16 protein-coding genes are annotated in these 16237 nt (G+C 67.2%); 6 read left to right on the top strand and 10 right to left on the bottom strand.

Features of this window, described 5'->3' with window-relative positions:
• Nucleotides 1–111 precede the first annotated feature (111 nt).
• The 3 genes from IOC61_RS09800 to yccS all read left to right on the top strand — a co-directional run bounded on the left by IOC61_RS09800 (nucleotide 112) and on the right by yccS (nucleotide 3027).
• Complete coding sequence (locus IOC61_RS09800) at nucleotides 112–387, top strand: HU family DNA-binding protein (protein ID WP_195688639.1); 276 nt, start codon at nucleotides 112–114, stop codon at nucleotides 385–387.
• 115 nt (nucleotides 388–502) lie between these two features.
• Nucleotides 503–859, top strand: a complete 357-nt coding sequence (locus IOC61_RS09795) for a hypothetical protein (RefSeq protein ID WP_195688638.1) — start codon at nucleotides 503–505, stop codon at nucleotides 857–859.
• A gap of 11 nt (nucleotides 860–870) precedes the next feature.
• Nucleotides 871–3027 carry a YccS family putative transporter gene (gene yccS / locus IOC61_RS09790; protein ID WP_195688637.1) on the top strand — a complete coding sequence of 719 codons (2157 nt, stop codon included), beginning with the start codon at nucleotides 871–873 and terminating at the stop codon, nucleotides 3025–3027.
• A gap of 182 nt (nucleotides 3028–3209) precedes the next feature.
• Here the strand turns inward: yccS and recG are convergent, their stop codons facing one another.
• Both recG and IOC61_RS09780 read right to left on the bottom strand, forming a co-directional pair.
• The gene (recG, locus tag IOC61_RS09785; protein WP_195688636.1) at nucleotides 3210–5303 is read right to left on the bottom strand and encodes an ATP-dependent DNA helicase RecG; all 2094 of its coding nucleotides are present in this window, start codon (nucleotides 5301–5303) and stop codon (nucleotides 3210–3212) included.
• Nucleotides 5300–6220: a hydrogen peroxide-inducible genes activator gene (locus IOC61_RS09780; RefSeq protein WP_195688635.1), complete on the bottom strand. Its 921-nt coding sequence runs from the start codon at nucleotides 6218–6220 to the stop codon at nucleotides 5300–5302. The genes recG and IOC61_RS09780 overlap by 4 nt, the downstream gene beginning before the upstream one ends.
• Before the next feature lie 67 nt (nucleotides 6221–6287).
• Between IOC61_RS09780 and IOC61_RS09775 the strand changes: the two genes are divergently transcribed.
• Nucleotides 6288–7160 (top strand): SDR family oxidoreductase, encoded by an 873-nt coding sequence (locus tag IOC61_RS09775; RefSeq protein ID WP_195688634.1) that lies wholly within the window; start codon nucleotides 6288–6290, stop codon nucleotides 7158–7160.
• Nucleotides 7161–7184: 24 nt separating this feature from the next.
• On the opposite strand, the gene thpR is transcribed toward IOC61_RS09775, so the two are convergent.
• From thpR to IOC61_RS09740, 7 genes are all read right to left on the bottom strand, one after another.
• The gene (gene thpR / locus IOC61_RS09770) at nucleotides 7185–7703 is read right to left on the bottom strand and encodes an RNA 2',3'-cyclic phosphodiesterase (protein ID WP_195688633.1); all 519 of its coding nucleotides are present in this window, start codon (nucleotides 7701–7703) and stop codon (nucleotides 7185–7187) included.
• Between the two features lie 32 nt (nucleotides 7704–7735).
• Complete coding sequence (locus IOC61_RS09765) at nucleotides 7736–8125, bottom strand: RidA family protein (RefSeq protein WP_195688632.1); 390 nt, start codon at nucleotides 8123–8125, stop codon at nucleotides 7736–7738.
• Between the two features lie 86 nt (nucleotides 8126–8211).
• Nucleotides 8212–10350, bottom strand: coding sequence for a RelA/SpoT family protein (locus tag IOC61_RS09760; RefSeq protein WP_195688631.1), 2139 nt, complete (start codon nucleotides 10348–10350; stop codon nucleotides 8212–8214).
• A gap of 65 nt (nucleotides 10351–10415) precedes the next feature.
• Nucleotides 10416–10673, bottom strand: coding sequence for a DNA-directed RNA polymerase subunit omega (gene rpoZ, locus IOC61_RS09755; protein WP_132044707.1), 258 nt, complete (start codon nucleotides 10671–10673; stop codon nucleotides 10416–10418).
• Between the two features lie 135 nt (nucleotides 10674–10808).
• Nucleotides 10809–11423, bottom strand: a complete 615-nt coding sequence (gene gmk / locus IOC61_RS09750) for a guanylate kinase (protein ID WP_195688630.1) — start codon at nucleotides 11421–11423, stop codon at nucleotides 10809–10811.
• Nucleotides 11424–11516: 93 nt separating this feature from the next.
• Nucleotides 11517–12707, bottom strand: coding sequence for an MFS transporter (locus IOC61_RS09745; protein ID WP_195688629.1), 1191 nt, complete (start codon nucleotides 12705–12707; stop codon nucleotides 11517–11519).
• 57 nt (nucleotides 12708–12764) lie between these two features.
• Nucleotides 12765–13628 (bottom strand): YicC/YloC family endoribonuclease, encoded by an 864-nt coding sequence (locus IOC61_RS09740; RefSeq protein ID WP_195688628.1) that lies wholly within the window; start codon nucleotides 13626–13628, stop codon nucleotides 12765–12767.
• A 171-nt stretch (nucleotides 13629–13799) separates the two neighbouring features.
• Here IOC61_RS09740 and rph point away from each other — a divergent pair, with 171 nt between their 5' ends.
• Nucleotides 13800–14537: a ribonuclease PH gene (gene rph, locus IOC61_RS09735; RefSeq protein WP_132044715.1), complete on the top strand. Its 738-nt coding sequence runs from the start codon at nucleotides 13800–13802 to the stop codon at nucleotides 14535–14537.
• A 91-nt stretch (nucleotides 14538–14628) separates the two neighbouring features.
• Here the strand turns inward: rph and IOC61_RS09730 are convergent, their stop codons facing one another.
• Nucleotides 14629–15396, bottom strand: a complete 768-nt coding sequence (locus IOC61_RS09730; protein ID WP_195688627.1) for an exodeoxyribonuclease III — start codon at nucleotides 15394–15396, stop codon at nucleotides 14629–14631.
• Between the two features lie 91 nt (nucleotides 15397–15487).
• Between IOC61_RS09730 and pyrE the strand changes: the two genes are divergently transcribed.
• Nucleotides 15488–16177: an orotate phosphoribosyltransferase gene (gene pyrE, locus IOC61_RS09725; protein ID WP_311430164.1), complete on the top strand. Its 690-nt coding sequence runs from the start codon at nucleotides 15488–15490 to the stop codon at nucleotides 16175–16177.
• Nucleotides 16178–16237 lie beyond the last annotated feature (60 nt).

The following is a 16237-nucleotide window of genomic DNA, read 5'->3' as shown; positions in this document are numbered from 1 at the left end:
CGCTCGCCCGTCGCCCGGTGAGACAACCGAGTGAACGGCGAGCGTCGTCTGCCATGACAGCTATCTCCCGACGAAGGTGTCGGGACCCAGTGTCAATACCAGGAGGGTTGTATGCGTAAGCCAGAACTCGCGGCGGCGATTGCCGAGCGTGCCGATCTGTCCAAGGACAAGGCGAGCCAGGTGCTCAATGTCATTCTCGACGAGATCACCGGGAGTGTCTCCCAGGGGCAGGATGTCACCCTGATCGGCTTCGGTACCTTTGCCGTGCGCGAGCGTGCCGCGCGCACCGGCAAGAACCCCCAGACCGGTCAGCCGATGAACATTCCGGCCAGCAAGACCGTGGCCTTCAAGCCGGGCAAGGGCCTCAAGGACGCCGTGGCCAAGTAACTCCGGGGAAAGCAACCCCGGGAACGTCACTCCGGGAAAGTGCCCCCGAACGCCTGGCCCCTTTCCGGTGCCAGGCGTCTTTCCCCCTATTCTCCAGGGATCCGGTGGTGATGACATGAAGCTGAAACTGATGCTCTGGGTGCTGGGTTGGCTACTCAAGCGCGCCTTGCGTCGCAAGGCACGCTTCCGCGAGCTCCTCGACGAGATGGGCCATCTCGACTGGGGGGTGGCCACCGAGGATCTCTCCATCGCCCGCCACTACCGCATGTCGCCTCGTGGCATCGAGCATGGCCGCGGCCTGCCGGTGGATCTCGACCTGGAGCTGCGCTTCGAGGATGCGACGACCGCGCTCGAGGTGCTGCGCAAGCCGAGCCAGCGGGTCTTCCTCGACGGCATGATGGAGGGCCGTGTGCGCCTGGTGGGCGATGCCAACGACCTGCAGCGCCTGCAGAAGTTGCTGCGCCACCTCTGACACGCCTCACCATGTCTCCGTCACTGGTCCTGCGGCGCTTCTGGACCCTCGAGGCCGCCGCCTACAGCCTGCGGGTGTTTATTGCCCTGGGTGGCATCACCCTGCTGTGCTGGTGGCGCGGCGATATGGCCAGCCTGATTCCGCTGTTCCTGGGGGCCATCGCCTGCGCCCTGGCCGAGACCGATGACGACTGGCCCGGGCGGCTGGCCGCCCTGCTGGTCACCCTGGTCTGCTTCGCGCTGGCCTCGCTGGCGATGGAGCTGCTCTTCGTCCATCCCTGGCTCCTCGTCGTGAGCCTGGGTGTGGCCGCCTTCGGCATGACCATGTTCGGCGCCGTCGGCCAGCGCTACGCCACCATCGCCAACGCCACCCTGATCCTGGCCATCTACACCCTGATCAGCCTCGAGCAGCGCGGCAGCCCGGTGCTGGATGAACTGTGGCGCGAACCGTCATTGCTGGTGGCCGGTGCCGCCTGGTATGGAGTGATCTCGGTCGTCTGGTGTGCGCTCTTCTCGCGTCAGCCGCTGCAGCTTGCCCTGGCACGGGTCTACCGTGAGCTGGCCCGCTACCTCGGCCTCAAGGCGGCGCTGTTCGAGCCCTTGCGCGAACTGGATGTGGAGAGCCGGCGCCTGGCCCTGGCGCATCAGAATGGCGTTGTGGTGGAGGCCCTCAACGACGCCAAGGAGCGCCTCTTCCGCCGCCTGGAGGGGCAGCGCGAATCGCTGCGCCTGGCCCGTTATCTGGGGCTCTACATGATCGCCCAGGAGATCCATGAGCGGGCCAGCTCCTCCCACTCCCCCTATGCCGAGCTGGCCGAGGCATTCTTTCATCATGACGTGCTGTTTCGGATGCAGCGGGTACTCTCCCGACAGGGCGAGGCGTGCCGCACCCTGGCCCGGGGGCTGCTGCTCAAGCGCAGCTTCGATCTGGCACCGAGCGAGCAGGCGCTGGTCGATCTCGACGCCTCCCTGGTACATCTGCGCGGAGAGCTGACCGACGAGCGCAAGGCGCTGCTGCCCGCCCTGGAGGCCGTGGCCGATAACCTGGCGACCCTGGCACAAGCCCTGGCCAGGGCCCGTCACCCGGAGTTCGGGGAGCGCGGTGACAGGGTGCTCCACGACCGCACCCCCCAGGGACTGGGGGAGGTCGTCGAACGCCTGCAGGCGCAGCTGACCCCAGGCTCACCGGTCTTTCGTCACGCCGTACGGCTCGCTACCACCCTGGTGGCCGGCTTCGGCCTGCTGCATCTGATCCATCCCACCCAGGGCTACTGGATACTGCTGACCAGCCTGTTTGTCTGTCGCCCCAGCTTCGGGGCCACCCGGCGCTTCCTGTGGCAGCGCATCCTGGGAACTGTGCTGGGGCTGGTGGCGGGCTGGGCGCTGATCACCCTGTTCCCGGCGCCGGCGCTCCAGGCGGGAATCGCGGTGGTCGCCGGGGTCGCCTTCTTTGCCCTGCGCGGGCGTCACTACACCCTGGCCACGGCGGCCATCACCCTGATGGTGCTGAGCTGTTTCAATCAGGTGGGCGACGGTTTCGGGCTGATCTGGCCCCGTCTGGTGGATACCCTGCTGGGCGCGGGAATTGCCGGGTTGGCGGTGCTGACCATACTGCCCGACTGGCAGGGCAGGCGACTGCATCGCCAGGCCGCCGCCGCCGTGGCCTCGGAACGGGACTACCTGGCGGCACTGGTGGCGCAGTACGCCGAGGGCAAGCGTGACGACCTGACCTATCGACTGGCGCGCCGCAATGCGCATAACGCCGATGCGGAGCTCGCCGCCATGCTGGCCAATATGCAGCAGGAGCCGGGCCCCTTTCGACGCGATGCCGAGCGGGGAGTGCCTTTCCAGCTGCATGCCCATACCCTGCTCAACTATCTGTCCGCCCTGGGTGCCCATCGCGGCGAGAGCCAGGGAGTCACCCCGGCGGAGAGTGCCCTGGCCGAGGCGATTATCGCCGAGCTGGATGATCTGGCCCTGGCGCTGGAGCGGCGCGAGCCGATCCCCCCGGGGGAGGCGCTCGAGGTAGCCGAGGGAGAGTCGGACTCGCTGCTGGGGGCGCAGCTGATGCTGATCGCTCGACAGCTGGTGCCGCTGCGAGAAGCCGCACAGGAACTTGAAGAGCGGCGCTTCGCGCCTGGAAGTCAGAAGCTCGAAGAAACCCCTTGACCCCTGAGTTACTGGAGCATGATCCTCAGGGGACAGGCCCCGGCCAAGCCGTCTCGGCTAGTCTTGGTGCACCGTGCTTACGGTGTTTCCTCCGCCGGGGCCTGTCCCCAAGCGGCTATGCTGTTTTCCAGCTTCCAGCTTCCAGCTTCCAGCTTCCAGCTTCCAGCTTCCAGCTTACGGCGTCACACCTGGCCGTAGCGTCCAGCCTCCTCACCCAGCCAGCGCCGGATCAGCGGCTGGCTGGCCTCGGGGTGGCTGGCCATCAGCGCCTCGGCGAGCGGCGCGACCCGGTCGAGCAGGTCGGCGTCGCGCTCCAGGTCGGCGATCTTCATCTGGGCCAGCCCCGTCTGGCGGGTGCCCAGCACCTCGCCGGGACCGCGCAGCTCCAGATCCTTCTCGGCGATGCGAAAGCCGTCGCTGGTCTCGCGCATTACCGCCAGGCGCTCTCTGGAGTGGGCCGACAGCGGCGGATGGTAGAGCAGCACGCAGAAGCTCCGGGTGGCACCGCGGCCGACCCGGCCACGCAGCTGGTGCAGCTGGGAGAGGCCCAGGCGCTCGGGGTTCTCGATGATCATCAGGCTGGCGTTGGGTACATCGACCCCCACCTCGATCACCGTGGTGGCGACCAGCAGATCCAGCTCCCCGGCCTTGAAGGCTTCCATCACCGTGGCCTTCTCGGCGGCCTTCATGCGGCCGTGTACCAGGCCGATGGCGAGTTCCGGCAGCGCCTCCACCAGCTCGTCCCGGGTCGCCTCGGCGGCCTGGCACTCCAGCACCTCCGACTCCTCGATCAGGGTGCAGACCCAGTAGGCCTGACGCCCCTCGGCGCAGGCATGGCGGATGCGCTCGACGACCTCGGGACGTCGCTCATCGGGCATCGCCACGGTCCTGACCGGGGTGCGGCCCGGGGGCAGCTCGTCGATCACCGAGACATCCAGGTCGGCGTAGGCACTCATCGCCAGGGTGCGTGGGATAGGCGTGGCGGTCATGACCAGCTGATGCGGGGTAAGGCCGCCGGCCTCACCCTTCTCACGCAGCGCCAGGCGCTGATGGACCCCGAAACGGTGCTGCTCGTCGACGATCGCCAGGCCCAGGCGCTGAAAGTGCACATCGCCCTGGAACAGCGCATGGGTGCCCACCACCATCTGGGCGCGGCCATCCTGAATCGCCGCCTTGGTGTCGAGGCGTGCCTTGCCCTTGAGCTTGCCGGCCAACCAGGCGACGTCGATGCCCAGCGGGGTAAACCAGGCCCGGAAGGCGCGATAGTGCTGCTCGGCCAGGATCTCGGTGGGGGCCATCATCGCCGCCTGGCACCCCCCGGCGATGGCGGCCAGGGCCGCCATGGCGGCCACCACGGTCTTGCCGGAACCCACATCGCCCTGCACCAGCCGCAGCATGGGCAGCTCCCGGGCCAGGTCGGCGCCGATCTCGTCGAGCACGCGGCGCTGGGCGGCGGTCAGCGAAAAGGGCAGCTGGGTCAGGAAGCGGGCCTGCAGCCCACGGCCCGAGGGCAGGGGGGGCGCACCATCCTCCTGAATGCGCAGGCGCACCGTCTGCAGGCTGAGGCGGTGTGCGAGCAGCTCCTCCAGTGCCAACCGACGCGTCGCCGGGTGGTGCCCCCCGGCCAGCTGTTCGGGGTCGATCTCCGGCGGTGGCTGGTGCAGCACATGAAGACAGCGATGCAGTCCGGGCAGCCGGAAGCGGCTTCGCAGGTCCGCGGTGATCCAGTCGGGCAGCGCCTCGGGAGCGTCATCGAGCCGCTCCAGGGCCTGCTCGATCAAGGCGCGCAGGCGGGTCTGGTGCAACCCCTCGGTCGTGGGGTAGATCGGGGTGAGGTGGTCCTCTACCGGCGGCGCATCGGTCTTGAGCAGGCGATACTCAGGGTGGTAGAGCTCGAGCCCGGTGGCACCGGTACGCGCCTCACCGAAGCCGCGCACTCGGCTACCGGGCTGAAACTGCTGCTGCTGCGCCGGTGAGAAGTGGAAGAAGCGCAGGCTGAGCAGGCCGCTGCCGTCGCGCAGTCGCACCAGCAGGCTGCGGCGCCGGCCCCGCACGACCTCGGCGGCAATCACCTCGCCCTCGACCACCGCTTCATGGCCGGCGCGCAGGGTGCCGATGGGGGTAATGCGGGTGCGGTCCTGATAGCGCAGCGGCAGGTGGAAGAGCAGGTCGGCCACGCTGTCGATGCGCAGCCGGGACAGCTTCAGGGAGAGCGCCTCGCCGACCCCCTTGAGCGAGGTGACCGGGGCGTCGAGGGGCGTGTTCTCGGCGCTCATGTCTTGACGGTGTCGGCCTGGCGGCAGCGAGCGACGGCCTCGGTGATGGCGTCGATCGCCCTGGGCCGGGGGAAGCTGGCGCGCCAGGCGATGGCGACGGTCCGCCCCGGGGCGGGGGCCGCGAACGGTACGCTCTCGAGCAGGCCGCTCTCGTAGTGGACGGTACCAATGGCCGAGTGGGGCAGCACCGTGATGCCGAGCTTGGAGGCGACCATATGGCGGATGGTTTCCAGCGAGCCCCCTTCGGCGGTCAGCGTATTGCTGGGGCTTGCGAGCTTCTGGCTGATGGCCGGGCAGGCCTCGAGAATCTGGTCTCGGAAGCAGTGACCCTCGCCGAGCAGCAACAGGCGCTCATTGAGCAGCTCCTCCTTGTGCACGCTGTCGCGGCTGGCCCAGGCGTGGTCCGCCGGGACCAGCACCTCGAACTCCTCTTCATAGAGTGCCTTGGTCAGTACATCGGTCTCGGTGAAGGGCAGCGCCACGATGATGGCGTCCAGCTCGCCGCTGCGCAGCTTGCGGCGCAGGCTGCCGGTGAAGCCCTCCTCGATATAGAGCGGCATCTGGGGTGCGCTGCGTGCAAGCTCGGGCACCAGATGAGGAAGGAGGTAGGGGCCGATGGTGTAGATGGCGCCGATGCGCAGCGGGCTTGCCAGCTGGTCACGGCCTGCGGTGGCGAGCTCCTTGATCACGCTGGTCTGTTCCAGCACCCGCTGGGCCTGCTCGACGATCTTCTCGCCGAGCGGTGTGACCTGCACCGTTGACTTGGAGCGCTCGAAGAGCGGGACGCCGAGCTCCTCTTCGAGCTTCTTCACCGCCACCGACAGGGTCGGTTGGGAGACGAAGCAGCGCTCGGCGGCACGACCAAAGTGGCGCTCCTGGGCCAGTGTCACGATATAGCGGAGTTCTGTTAGAGTCATGAGGGTTGCCTAGCGGGCATCCTTGTGGATTTCCAATAGGACCTTTCTATCAGGGGGCGAGGCAAAGGTGAAGACAACGACATTGATTCTGGGCTGCGGGGACATCGGCACGGCACTGGGCCAGCGCCTGCAGGCGCAAGGCCAGCCCGTGATTGGCGTACGCCGCCGTGTCGAGTCGCTCAAGGAGGCGGGCCTGGAGGCGGCTACCGCCGACCTCGCCGATCCCGCCAGCCTGGCTGGCCTGCCGGACGCGGATATCCTGGTCTATGTAGCCAGCGCCGACCGCTTCGAGGAGGCCGCCTATCGTGCCGCCTACCCCGAGGGGCTGCGGGCCGCCCTGGCGGAATTCGGCGCACGCGAGAAGGCGCCGCGCCACGTCTTCTTCATCTCCTCCACCAGCGTCTATGCCCAGCGCGATGGCGAGAGCGTGGATGAAACCAGCCCCACGGAGCCCACCGGTTTCTCCGGCCAGCTGATGTGCGAGGCCGAGCGGGCACTCCTCGAGCACGACCTGCCCGGCACGGTGGTGCGTTTCTCGGGGATCTACGGGCCTGGCCGCGACCGTCTGATTCGTCAGGTCAGCGAAGGCCGCATCGCCCCGGCGAGCCCCGCCATGTATACCAATCGTATTCATCGCGATGACTGTGCCGGCGTGCTGGCTCACCTGATCGGTCGGGTACTCGCCGGTGAGACCGTCGATGAGCTCTATCTGGCGACCGACAGTGAGCCGGCGCCGCTGCACGACGTCATGGCCTGGCTGGCGAAACAGCTCAAGGTGGAGGCCACCGAGACCATCCAGTCTCCGCTGCGTCGCCGTGCCAGCAAGCGCTGCAGCAACACCCGGCTACTGGAGAGTGGCTATACGTTCCAGTATCCCAGCTTCCGCGAGGGCTATGCCCAGGTGCTCAGGGAGGGAGGCTTCCTGCCCGAGAAGGCCTGAGGGCGGGCAGCCCTTCCGGCTCTCTCAGGCCGAGTGGGCCAGGGCCTCGTAGCGGGCCCCATCCTGCTCGGTGTAGGAGCGCAGCAGCGTCAGGCGTTGCCACCGCCAGTCGAGCGCGACCGGGGCCTGCGCCTCGAGGGGCTCGATGGCCATCCGCTCGGCTCGTCGCAGCAGGGTAATGTGGGGCACGAAGTGCGTTGGTCGCCCGCTCAGGTCGAGTGGCTCCAGGTCATCCCACAGGCTCGCCTGCAGCGCATCGAGCGCCGGGTCGGGCGTCCTGCCCCCGACCCATACGATGCCCGGCCGCCGGAAGCTGCCCCAGCGATCCAGCCGCCAGACGCCCCCCGTCGGTGCCTGGCCACTCACCCACTCGACAAGTGCCGGAAGACGGGCCTCGTCGACCTCGCCGAGGAATGCCAGCGTCAGATGCAGGCTCGCGTCCGGCACCCGCCGACCGCCGCAGCGGGCCTGGGCCAGGTCGGCCAGCGTAGCGAGCCGCTCGCGCAGATCGTCGGGCGGTTCGAGAGCCAGAAATAATCTCATATAAGTGCCCGAATCAATTATTCGGGTGCTTATCAGTCGCCGATGATCATCACACCCTCGGCCTCGAACTGCGCGCCCTTGGGCAGCGCCTTGACGCCGATGGCGGCACGCGCCGGGTAGGGCTTCTCGAAGAACTCCTCCATCATGGCGTTGACGACCGCAAACTGCCCCAGGTCGACCAGATAGAGGTTGAGCTTGACGATGTCCTGCAGGGAGCCGGCGGCCTCCTCGCAGACGGCGCGCAGATTGGTGAAGACCTGGCGGGCCTGGGCCTCGAAGTCATCGGAGACCAGCTCCATGGTGGCCGGATCGAGGGGAATCTGGCCGGAGAGGTAGACGGTGTTGCCGGCCTTGATGGCCTGCGAGTAGGGGCCGATGGCGGCGGGAGCTTTCTCGGTGTTGATCACGGCCTTGTTGCTCATGGTGTACTCCATCGTGTGGTTGATTTTCGTCGATCAATAACGGCCCGCTCGCCCCATGGGGCGCTGACGGGCCGGTCGGGGAGGGCTCAGTTGCCGATGCGGCTGATGCGCTCGACGTGTGAGAGGTTGCGTAGTCGCTTGATGATGCGCGCCAGGTGGACGCGATCACGCACCGCCAGGGTCAGGTTGAGCGTGGCCAGGCGGGCATCGCGCTCCTCGATGCCGATGCGCTCGACGTTGGCGTCCGCATCGGTGACCACCCCGGCCAGCTCGGCGACCAGGCCGCGATGGTTCTGCACCTCGAGGCGCAGTGCCACCGGGAAGTCCTCGTCGATGGTCTCCGCCCACTCCAGGGGGAAGAGCTTCTCGGGATCGGTCCCGAGCTCGGCCAGGTTTCGGCACTCGGCGCGGTGCACCACGATGCCCTTGCCTACCGAGATGTGGCCCACCACCGGATCGCCGGGCAGCGGATGACAGCAGCGAGCGAACTTGATGATCATGCCCTCGGCGCCGCTGATCAGGATGGGACCATGACGGCGAGTGTCCGGGGCGTTGTCCTGGCCGGTGGCCGCACCATGCTGAAGGTCCATCAGGCGCCGCGCGATGACGTGGGCCACACGTGAGCCAAGACCGATCGACTCCAGCAGGGCAGCCTCGTTCTTCAGGCTCAGCTCCGCGAGCAGCTCGGGCAGCAGGCCTTCGGGCAGCTCCTCCAGGCTGGTCTCGAACTCGCCTAGGGCCTTGTTGAGCAGGCGGCGGCCGAGCTGTACCGCCTCGGTGTGCTGCTGGTGCTTCAGGGCATGACGGATCGCCGAACGCGCCTTGGCGGTGATCACGAAGTTGAGCCAGCTGAGGTTGGGGCGCGCGCCGGGGGCCGTGATGATCTCCAGGGTCTGGCCGCTCTCCAGGCGGGTCGAGAGCGGGGCCAGGTGACGATCGATGCGACAGGCAATCGTGCTGTTGCCGATATCGGTGTGCACGCTGTAGGCGAAGTCGATCACCGTGGCGCCCTGAGGGAGCTCCATGATATCGCCCTTGGGCGTGAACACGTAGATATCGTCGGGGAACAGGTCGTTCTTGACGTGCTCGATAAACTCCAGCGAATCCCCGGCGTGGCGCTGCATCTCGAGCAGCCCCTTGACCCAGGCGCGGGCCCGGGCGTGGCTTCCCTCGGCGATGGGGTGATCGGTCTGGCCCGCCTTGTAGAGCCAGTGGGCGGCGACGCCGTTGTTGGCCATGGCCTCCATCTCGCGGGTGCGGATCTGCACCTCGATGGGCATGCCGCCGGCGCCGAACAGGGTGGTATGCAGGCTCTGGTAACCGTTGGCCTTGGGGATGGCGATATAGTCCTTGAAACGCCCGGGCACCGGCTTGTAGAGGTTATGCACCACGCCGAGGATGCGGTAGCAGCTGTCGACATCCTCGGCGAGAATGCGGAAGCCGAAGACGTCCATGATCTCGTTGAACGACTTGCGCTGATCGCGCATCTTGCGATAGATCGACAGCAGGTGCTTCTGGCGTCCGACCACCGTGCTCGGCAGGCCCCCGTCGTCGAGGCTCTGCTGAAGGGTGTTCTGGATCTGACGAATCGCCGAACGGCGGTGGCCCCGGGCGCTGGAGACGGCGCGCTTGATACGCTCGGCGCGCATCGGGTGCAGGGCGTGAAAGGAGAGATCCTCGAGTTCCACGCGGATGGTGTTGATGCCCAGCCGGCTGGCGATGCGGGCGTAGATCTCCAGGGTCTCGCGGGCGATGCGGCGTTTCTTCTCGGGGCGTAGGGCACCGAGGGTGCGCATGTTGTGCAGGCGGTCGGCGAGCTTGACGATGATCACCCGGATATCCCGGGACATCGCCAGCACCATCTTCTGGAAGTTCTCCGCCTGGGCCACCGCCTTGTCCTCGAAGGCGATCTGGGTCAGCTTGGAGACGCCATCCACCAGCTCGGCAACCGGGGCTCCGAACTGCTGGGCGAGGGCCTCCTTGTCGACGCCGGTATCCTCGATCACATCATGCAGCATGGCCGCCATCAGGCTCTGATGGTCCATATGCATGTTGGCGAGGATGTTGGCGACCGCCAGAGGGTGGGTAACGTAGGCTTCGCCGGAGCGCCGACGCTGGCCGTCGTGGGCCTGCTCGGCATAGTAGAAGGCGCGCTTGACCTGCTGGATCTCGCTCTGGGGTAGATAGCCGCCGAGACGATCGGCCAGGTCATCGATGGTGAACATGCGGCGCGCCTGACTCCTGGGTGAGTGTCCGAAAGGGGAGGACGGCGCCGTGGCGCCGTCGGGGATCACTCCTCGGTGAAGCTACCGTACTGTGGCTGGGGCGGACGCACCAAGGCCTCGATAGGCTCGTCGAGCACACTGGAGTCGACCAGGCCGGCGGCGATCTCGCGCAGGGCCATGACGGTGGGCTTGTCGTTGTCCCACGGCAGCTGGGCGTCGCGGGAGCCGCGGGCCAGCTGGCGAGCGCGGTGGGTGGAGATCATCACCAGCTTGAAGCGGTTTTCGACGTTTTCCAGACAATCTTCGACTGTGACTCGCGCCATGGGTGCCTTCCTGAAGAGCTGACGGGACCCCCGACATCAAACACGCGGTGGGCGCGTGGACGGGTGTCCGCTATGGGTAGACCCAATAGGTTACTCGACGCCCGGCAGCGCTGACAAGCGCCACAGACGCGGCCTTCAGGCAAGAAGCGCCTGCAGCAGGGGGGCATGGGTGGCGCCGGCGCGCTGGCGGGTCAGGCGATGAGACACCACCAGGGCGCGCAGTTCGGCCAGGGCGGTGGTGAAGTCGTCATTGATCACCAGGTAGTCATACTCGTCGTGATGGGACATCTCGCTCACCGCGTCACGCATGCGCCGTTCGATCACCGCGTGTTCATCGGTACCCCGTCCGGAGAGTCGACGCTCCAGCTCTTCCCGTGAGGGAGGCAGGATAAATATCGACACCGCCTCGGGGAGCTGTTGACGGACCTGGCGGGCGCCCTGCCAGTCGATCTCCAGGATCACGTCCTGGCCGGCGGCCAGCGCCGCCTGTACCGCGGGCCGCGAGGTGCCGTAGTAGTTGTCGAACACCCGGGCGTATTCGAAGAACTCGCCACGCTCGATCATCGCCTCGAACTCGGTCACCTCGACGAAGTGGTAGTTGACCCCGTCCACCTCGCCTTCGCGACGGGGCCGCGTGGTGTGTGAGATCGACACCTGGATGCCGTCGAGACTCTCGACCAGTTCGCGCACCAGGCTGGTCTTGCCAGCGCCGGAAGGAGCGGAAACAACGAACAGCGTACCTTGCGACATGCGCATCTCCGGGTTGGGTGGTCCGGGGACCGGGATGAGGCCGATAGTGGAAGGGGGCGAAGTATCGCATACCCATGTGAGGCCTGCATCCGGCTAGCCGGAGGGGGCGGGACGCCGCCGCTCGAGCTGGCGCCCCAGGACGAAGATCATCAGGCCGCCCAAGGCCAGGCCGGCACCCACCAGCCCGGTGGCCGACCAGGCGGCGCCGGTCTTGACGGTGATGCCGCCCAGCCAGGCGCCGAGGGCGTTGGCGCCGTTGAAGGCGGCGTGATTCATGGAGGCGGCCATGGTCTGTGCCTCACCGGCCACATCCATCAGCCGCGACTGCAGCGCCGGCCCCAGGGCGATGCCGGTCCCCACCAGGCCAACGAACAGCAGCCCCGTCACCAGGTGATTGGCGGCGATATAAAACCCCAGCTGTATCGTCAGGCTCCACAGCAGGATGCAGGGGATTGCGCCGACGGGGTGACGGTCGGCAAGCCTGGCACCGACCAGGTTGCCGATGATGCCGCCAATGCCGAAGATGGCCAGCACCCAGGGGCCCAGGGCTTCGGGCATGCCCGCCTGATCGCGCAGGGTCGGCACCACGTAGCTGAATACCGCGAACATCCCGCCGAAGCCGATGGCGGCGATGGCCAGGGTAGCGAGGACCCGCTGACTGACCAGGGCGCCGAGCTCGCGGCGTGGACTCGCGTTACGATCGCCGGGCTGGACCGGAACGAACAGCCGAATCATCAGCATGGTGGCCAGGGCCACACCGCCCACGGCGTGGAAGGCGAAGCGCCACCCCAGCCACTGGCCGGCCCAGGTGGCCAGGGGGGCGCCAATCACGATGGCGACGCTCAGCCCCAGCATCACCCGGCCGATGGCGCGAGCGCGTTGATCCACGGGTACCGCCGCCGCCGCGACCAGCGCGGCCACGCCAAAGAAGGCGCCGTGGGGCAGTCCGGCGACGAAGCGCAGGGCGACGAAGGGCCAGAAGGTGGTGGTCAGGGCACTGGCCACGTTGCCCAGGGCGAACACCAGCATCAGGATGATCAGCAGGGCGCGGCGAGGCACGCGCGCGGCCAGTGCCGAGATCAGCGGCGCGCCCACCACTACGCCCAGGGCGTAGGCGGAGATGGCGTAGCCGACGTCGGCGGTGGCCACCTCGAGGTTGGTGGCGACCCGCTCCATCAGGCCCATGATCACGAACTCGCTGGTGCCGATGCCAAAGCCCCCCAGCGCCAGGGCGAGTTCCGCCAGGCGCGGATGGCGAGCCGCGGCGGGTGAAGATACGGACATGATGTCTCCATGAGAGGTAGGGCGGCCCCCACTGGGTGGCAGGGGGGCAGGTCTTGCCTATTCGATGTTCTGCACCTGCTCGCGGATCTGCTCGATCAGCACCTTGAGCTCCACTGCGCAGCGGGTGGTACTGGCCACCACCGACTTCGATGACAGGGTATTGGCCTCGCGGTTGAGCTCCTGCATCAGGAAGTCGAGGCGCCGGCCCACCGGGCCCTTCTGGTCGAGCTGGCGCTTCACCTCGGCGACATGGGTCACCAGACGATCGAGCTCCTCGTCGACGTCGGCCTTCTGGGCCAGCAGGGTAAGCTCCGCCTCCAGCCGCTGGGGGTCGAGCTCGGCCATTACCGTCTCCAGGCGCTCGAGCAGCTGGGCACGCTGGCGCTCGAGGATCCGTGGCATCAGGCCACGCACCTCGGTCACCTGGGTTTCGATGCAGGCGAGCCGTTCGCGGATCAGCTCGGCGAGCTTCCCCCCCTCCCGGGCGCGGCCGGCGAGCAGGTCGACGAGGGCGCGCTCGAACAGTGCCAGGGCGGCGCTCTTGACCGTTTCGGGATCGGGGCCGCGGTTCTCCAGCACACCGGGGTAGTCGAGCAGGGCCAGGGCGTCGGGCGGGGTGGCCTCCGTCACCACCTGGCGCACCTCGCCCAGGGCGCGGCCGAGCTCGGCGAGCCGCGCCGGGTTGACGGCGAGTCCGGCGCCGTCTCCGGCGGCCTCGAAGCGCAGGCTGACTTCGATCTTGCCCCGCGCCAGGCGGGCACGCAGCGCATCGCGGAAGGCGGGCTCCAGGTCGCGAAGGCTCTCCGGCAGGCGGAAGTGGGGTTCGAGATAGCGCTGGTTCACCGAACGCAATTCGAGCTGCAGGCTGCCCCAGGCGGCGGTGTGCTCCTGACGGGCGAAGGCGGTCATGCTGTGCACCATGGTGGGCTCCCGGGGTGACTGGTGTGAGATGAGGGGTGAGAAGAGCGGGTCATGCCTCGTGAACAGGCCGCAGTGTAACCGATTCGCCGGCAGCGTCGGGCCAAGCGTGTAGAATGTCGGCCAGCCGAAACAACTCAACGTCTCCTCAACCCCTATCGATCACGAGGTATCATGGCCAACGACTTTCGACGCCCCAGCGGGCGCGCGCCCGAGCAGCCCCGCGAGATCCGCCTGACCCGCGACTACACCCGTCATGCCGAGGGCTCGGTGCTGGTGGAGTTCGGCGATACCAAGGTGCTGTGCAACGCCAGCGTCGAGCCCGGCGTGCCGCGCTGGCTGCGCGGCAAGGGTCAGGGCTGGGTCACCGCCGAGTACGGCATGCTGCCCCGGGCCACCCATACCCGCGGTGGACGCGAGGCGACCCGCGGCAAGCAGGGTGGCCGCACCCTGGAGATCCAGCGGCTGATCGGCCGTTCTCTGCGTGCCGCGGTCAACCTCAAGAAGCTGGGCGAATTCACCATCACCGTGGACTGCGACGTGATCCAGGCCGATGGCGGCACGCGTACCGCTTCCATCACCGGCGGCTGCGTGGCGCTGGTGGATGCGATTCGTTACCTGCAACGCAACAAGCTGATCAAGGGAGACCCCTTCAAGCAGCTGGTCAGCTCGGTGTCGGTGGGCATCTTCAAGGGCGTGCCGGTGGTGGACCTGGACTACCCCGAGGATAGCGGTGCCGATACCGACATGAATGTGGTGATGACCGAAGGGGGCAGCCTGATCGAGGTGCAGGGCACCGCCGAGAAGGACAGCTTCAGTCGCGCCGAGCTCAATGCCATGCTCGAGCTGGCCGAGAATGCCGGCGTGCAGCTGTTCGACCACCAGCGTGAGTCGCTGGGTATTCCGCGCTGATCCTGCAGGCCTCCTGCTAATGCAGAGTGCCGGCCATCACTGGCCGGCACTCTGCGTTCCGACAGACCGGAACGGCGACGGAGGGAGGCGCCTAGAGCGGCAGGTCGTACTCGACGATCAGCGGCGCGTACTCCGAGAAGGTGGCGTCGTAGTCGATCCAGGCGTCCACCACATGGCGGCGGAAGTTGGGCCCCACCACCTGATAGTCGATACGCCAGCCCTCCTGGCGAGAGCGCGGCACCTCCTGGTCGGGCTTGGGCCACCAGGTGTACTCACCGGCGTCACGGTTGATCTCACGGAAGGTGTCGATAAAGCCGGTGGGGCCGAACACCTGATCCATCCAGGCACGCTCCTCGGGGGTAAAGCCGGGCGTGCCCTGGTTATCGGCCCAGTTCTCCAGGTCGATGGTCTTGTGGGCGATGTGCCAGGTGCCACAGATGATGTACTCGCGGCGCTTGCGAGCCATCTTGCTGAGGTACTCCTGATACTGTGCCATGAAGGTCTGCTTGGCGGCCGGGTCGCTGCCGTCGGGCATCAAAAAACTGGCGATGCTGAAACGGTCATAGTCGGCCTGCAGGAAGCGTGCCTCATGGTCGCACTGGGGAAAGCCCAGTCCGTACATGATCGCCTTGGGAATCTTGCGGCAGTAGAGCCCGACCCCGGAGAAGCCGTCCTGCTCGGCGTCGAGGAAGTAGCCCTCGTAGCCTTCCGGATAGAGGATGCTGTCATCCAGCTCGAAGCTCTTGGCCTTGAGGTTCTGAACGCAGACGACATCGGCGTCCTGATTGGCCAGCCAGTCGAGAAACCCGCGACCGACCGCTTCGCGGATGCCGTTGACGTTGATGGTTGCAATTTTCATACGTGGTCCCTTTTCCGTCGCGCGTGTATGATACCCGACGTTTCGACGTATGGGTAAATGGCCAAGGCCAATAAATGTGATAGGAGGCCCCGTGGCGGATCAGCACCTGCAGCCCTACCAGCGTGAGTTCATCGAATTTGCCATCGAGCAGGGCGTGTTGCGCTTCGGCGAGTTCACCCTCAAGTCCGGTCGTGTCAGTCCCTACTTCTTCAACGCCGGCCTCTTCCGCAGCGGCGCCGCCCTGGCCCGCCTGGGTCGCTTCTACGCCCACGCGATCGCCGAGCGTGCCCCGCGGTTCGACGTGCTCTTCGGTCCCGCCTACAAGGGCATCCCCCTGGCCGCCGCCACCGCCGTGGCGCTGGCCGACCAGCATGACCGCGACCTGCCCTACGCCTTCAATCGCAAGGAGGCCAAGGCCCACGGCGAAGGAGGCACCATCGTCGGTGCCGAACTGGCCGGTGATATCCTGATCATCGACGACGTGATCACCGCCGGCACCGCCATCCGTGAGGTCATGACGCTGATCGAGGGCGCCGGGGCCCGTGCCGCCGGGGTGGTGATCGCCCTGGACCGCCAGGAGCGCGGTAGTGATGAGGTCGAAGGCGAAGGGCTGAGCGCCATCCAGGAAGTGGAGGCACGCTACGCCATGCCGGTGGTCAGTATCGTGACGCTGGATATGGTGCTGACCTATCTCGAGGAGCATGCCGGCGACTCACTGCGTGGCCATGCCGCGGCCATTCGCGACTATCGTGCGCGCTATGGTGTTTCCGCTGTGGCGTGACGGCCGATTGCGCTAAGCTCTACAGGAGCCAAAACAGGATATGCCGACGGCAGAGAACGG

Source organism: Halomonas sp. KAO, from assembly GCF_015595025.1.
In the GTDB taxonomy this organism is placed as follows: Bacteria; Pseudomonadota; Gammaproteobacteria; order Pseudomonadales; family Halomonadaceae; genus Halomonas.
This window is presented reverse-complemented; position numbering and strand designations above follow the sequence as displayed.

What these genes read in the sequence shown, in the direction of transcription:
- IOC61_RS09800 (WP_195688639.1), top strand. Translation starts at nt 112, where the DNA reads ATGCGTAAGCCAGAACTCGCGGCGGCGATTGCCGAGCGTGCCGATCTG.
- IOC61_RS09780 (WP_195688635.1), bottom strand. Translation starts at nt 6,220, where the DNA reads ATGACTCTAACAGAACTCCGCTATATCGTGACACTGGCCCAGGAGCGC.
- rpoZ (WP_132044707.1), bottom strand. Translation starts at nt 10,673, where the DNA reads ATGGCGCGAGTCACAGTCGAAGATTGTCTGGAAAACGTCGAAAACCGC.
- rph (WP_132044715.1), top strand. Translation starts at nt 13,800, where the DNA reads ATGGCCAACGACTTTCGACGCCCCAGCGGGCGCGCGCCCGAGCAGCCC.
- yccS (WP_195688637.1), top strand. Translation starts at nt 871, where the DNA reads ATGTCTCCGTCACTGGTCCTGCGGCGCTTCTGGACCCTCGAGGCCGCC.
- gmk (WP_195688630.1), bottom strand. Translation starts at nt 11,423, where the DNA reads ATGTCGCAAGGTACGCTGTTCGTTGTTTCCGCTCCTTCCGGCGCTGGC.
- IOC61_RS09740 (WP_195688628.1), bottom strand. Translation starts at nt 13,628, where the DNA reads ATGGTGCACAGCATGACCGCCTTCGCCCGTCAGGAGCACACCGCCGCC.
- thpR (WP_195688633.1), bottom strand. Translation starts at nt 7,703, where the DNA reads ATGAGATTATTTCTGGCTCTCGAACCGCCCGACGATCTGCGCGAGCGG.
- recG (WP_195688636.1), bottom strand. Translation starts at nt 5,303, where the DNA reads ATGAGCGCCGAGAACACGCCCCTCGACGCCCCGGTCACCTCGCTCAAG.
- IOC61_RS09760 (WP_195688631.1), bottom strand. Translation starts at nt 10,350, where the DNA reads ATGTTCACCATCGATGACCTGGCCGATCGTCTCGGCGGCTATCTACCC.
- IOC61_RS09745 (WP_195688629.1), bottom strand. Translation starts at nt 12,707, where the DNA reads ATGTCCGTATCTTCACCCGCCGCGGCTCGCCATCCGCGCCTGGCGGAA.
- IOC61_RS09765 (WP_195688632.1), bottom strand. Translation starts at nt 8,125, where the DNA reads ATGAGCAACAAGGCCGTGATCAACACCGAGAAAGCTCCCGCCGCCATC.
- IOC61_RS09795 (WP_195688638.1), top strand. Translation starts at nt 503, where the DNA reads ATGAAGCTGAAACTGATGCTCTGGGTGCTGGGTTGGCTACTCAAGCGC.
- IOC61_RS09730 (WP_195688627.1), bottom strand. Translation starts at nt 15,396, where the DNA reads ATGAAAATTGCAACCATCAACGTCAACGGCATCCGCGAAGCGGTCGGT.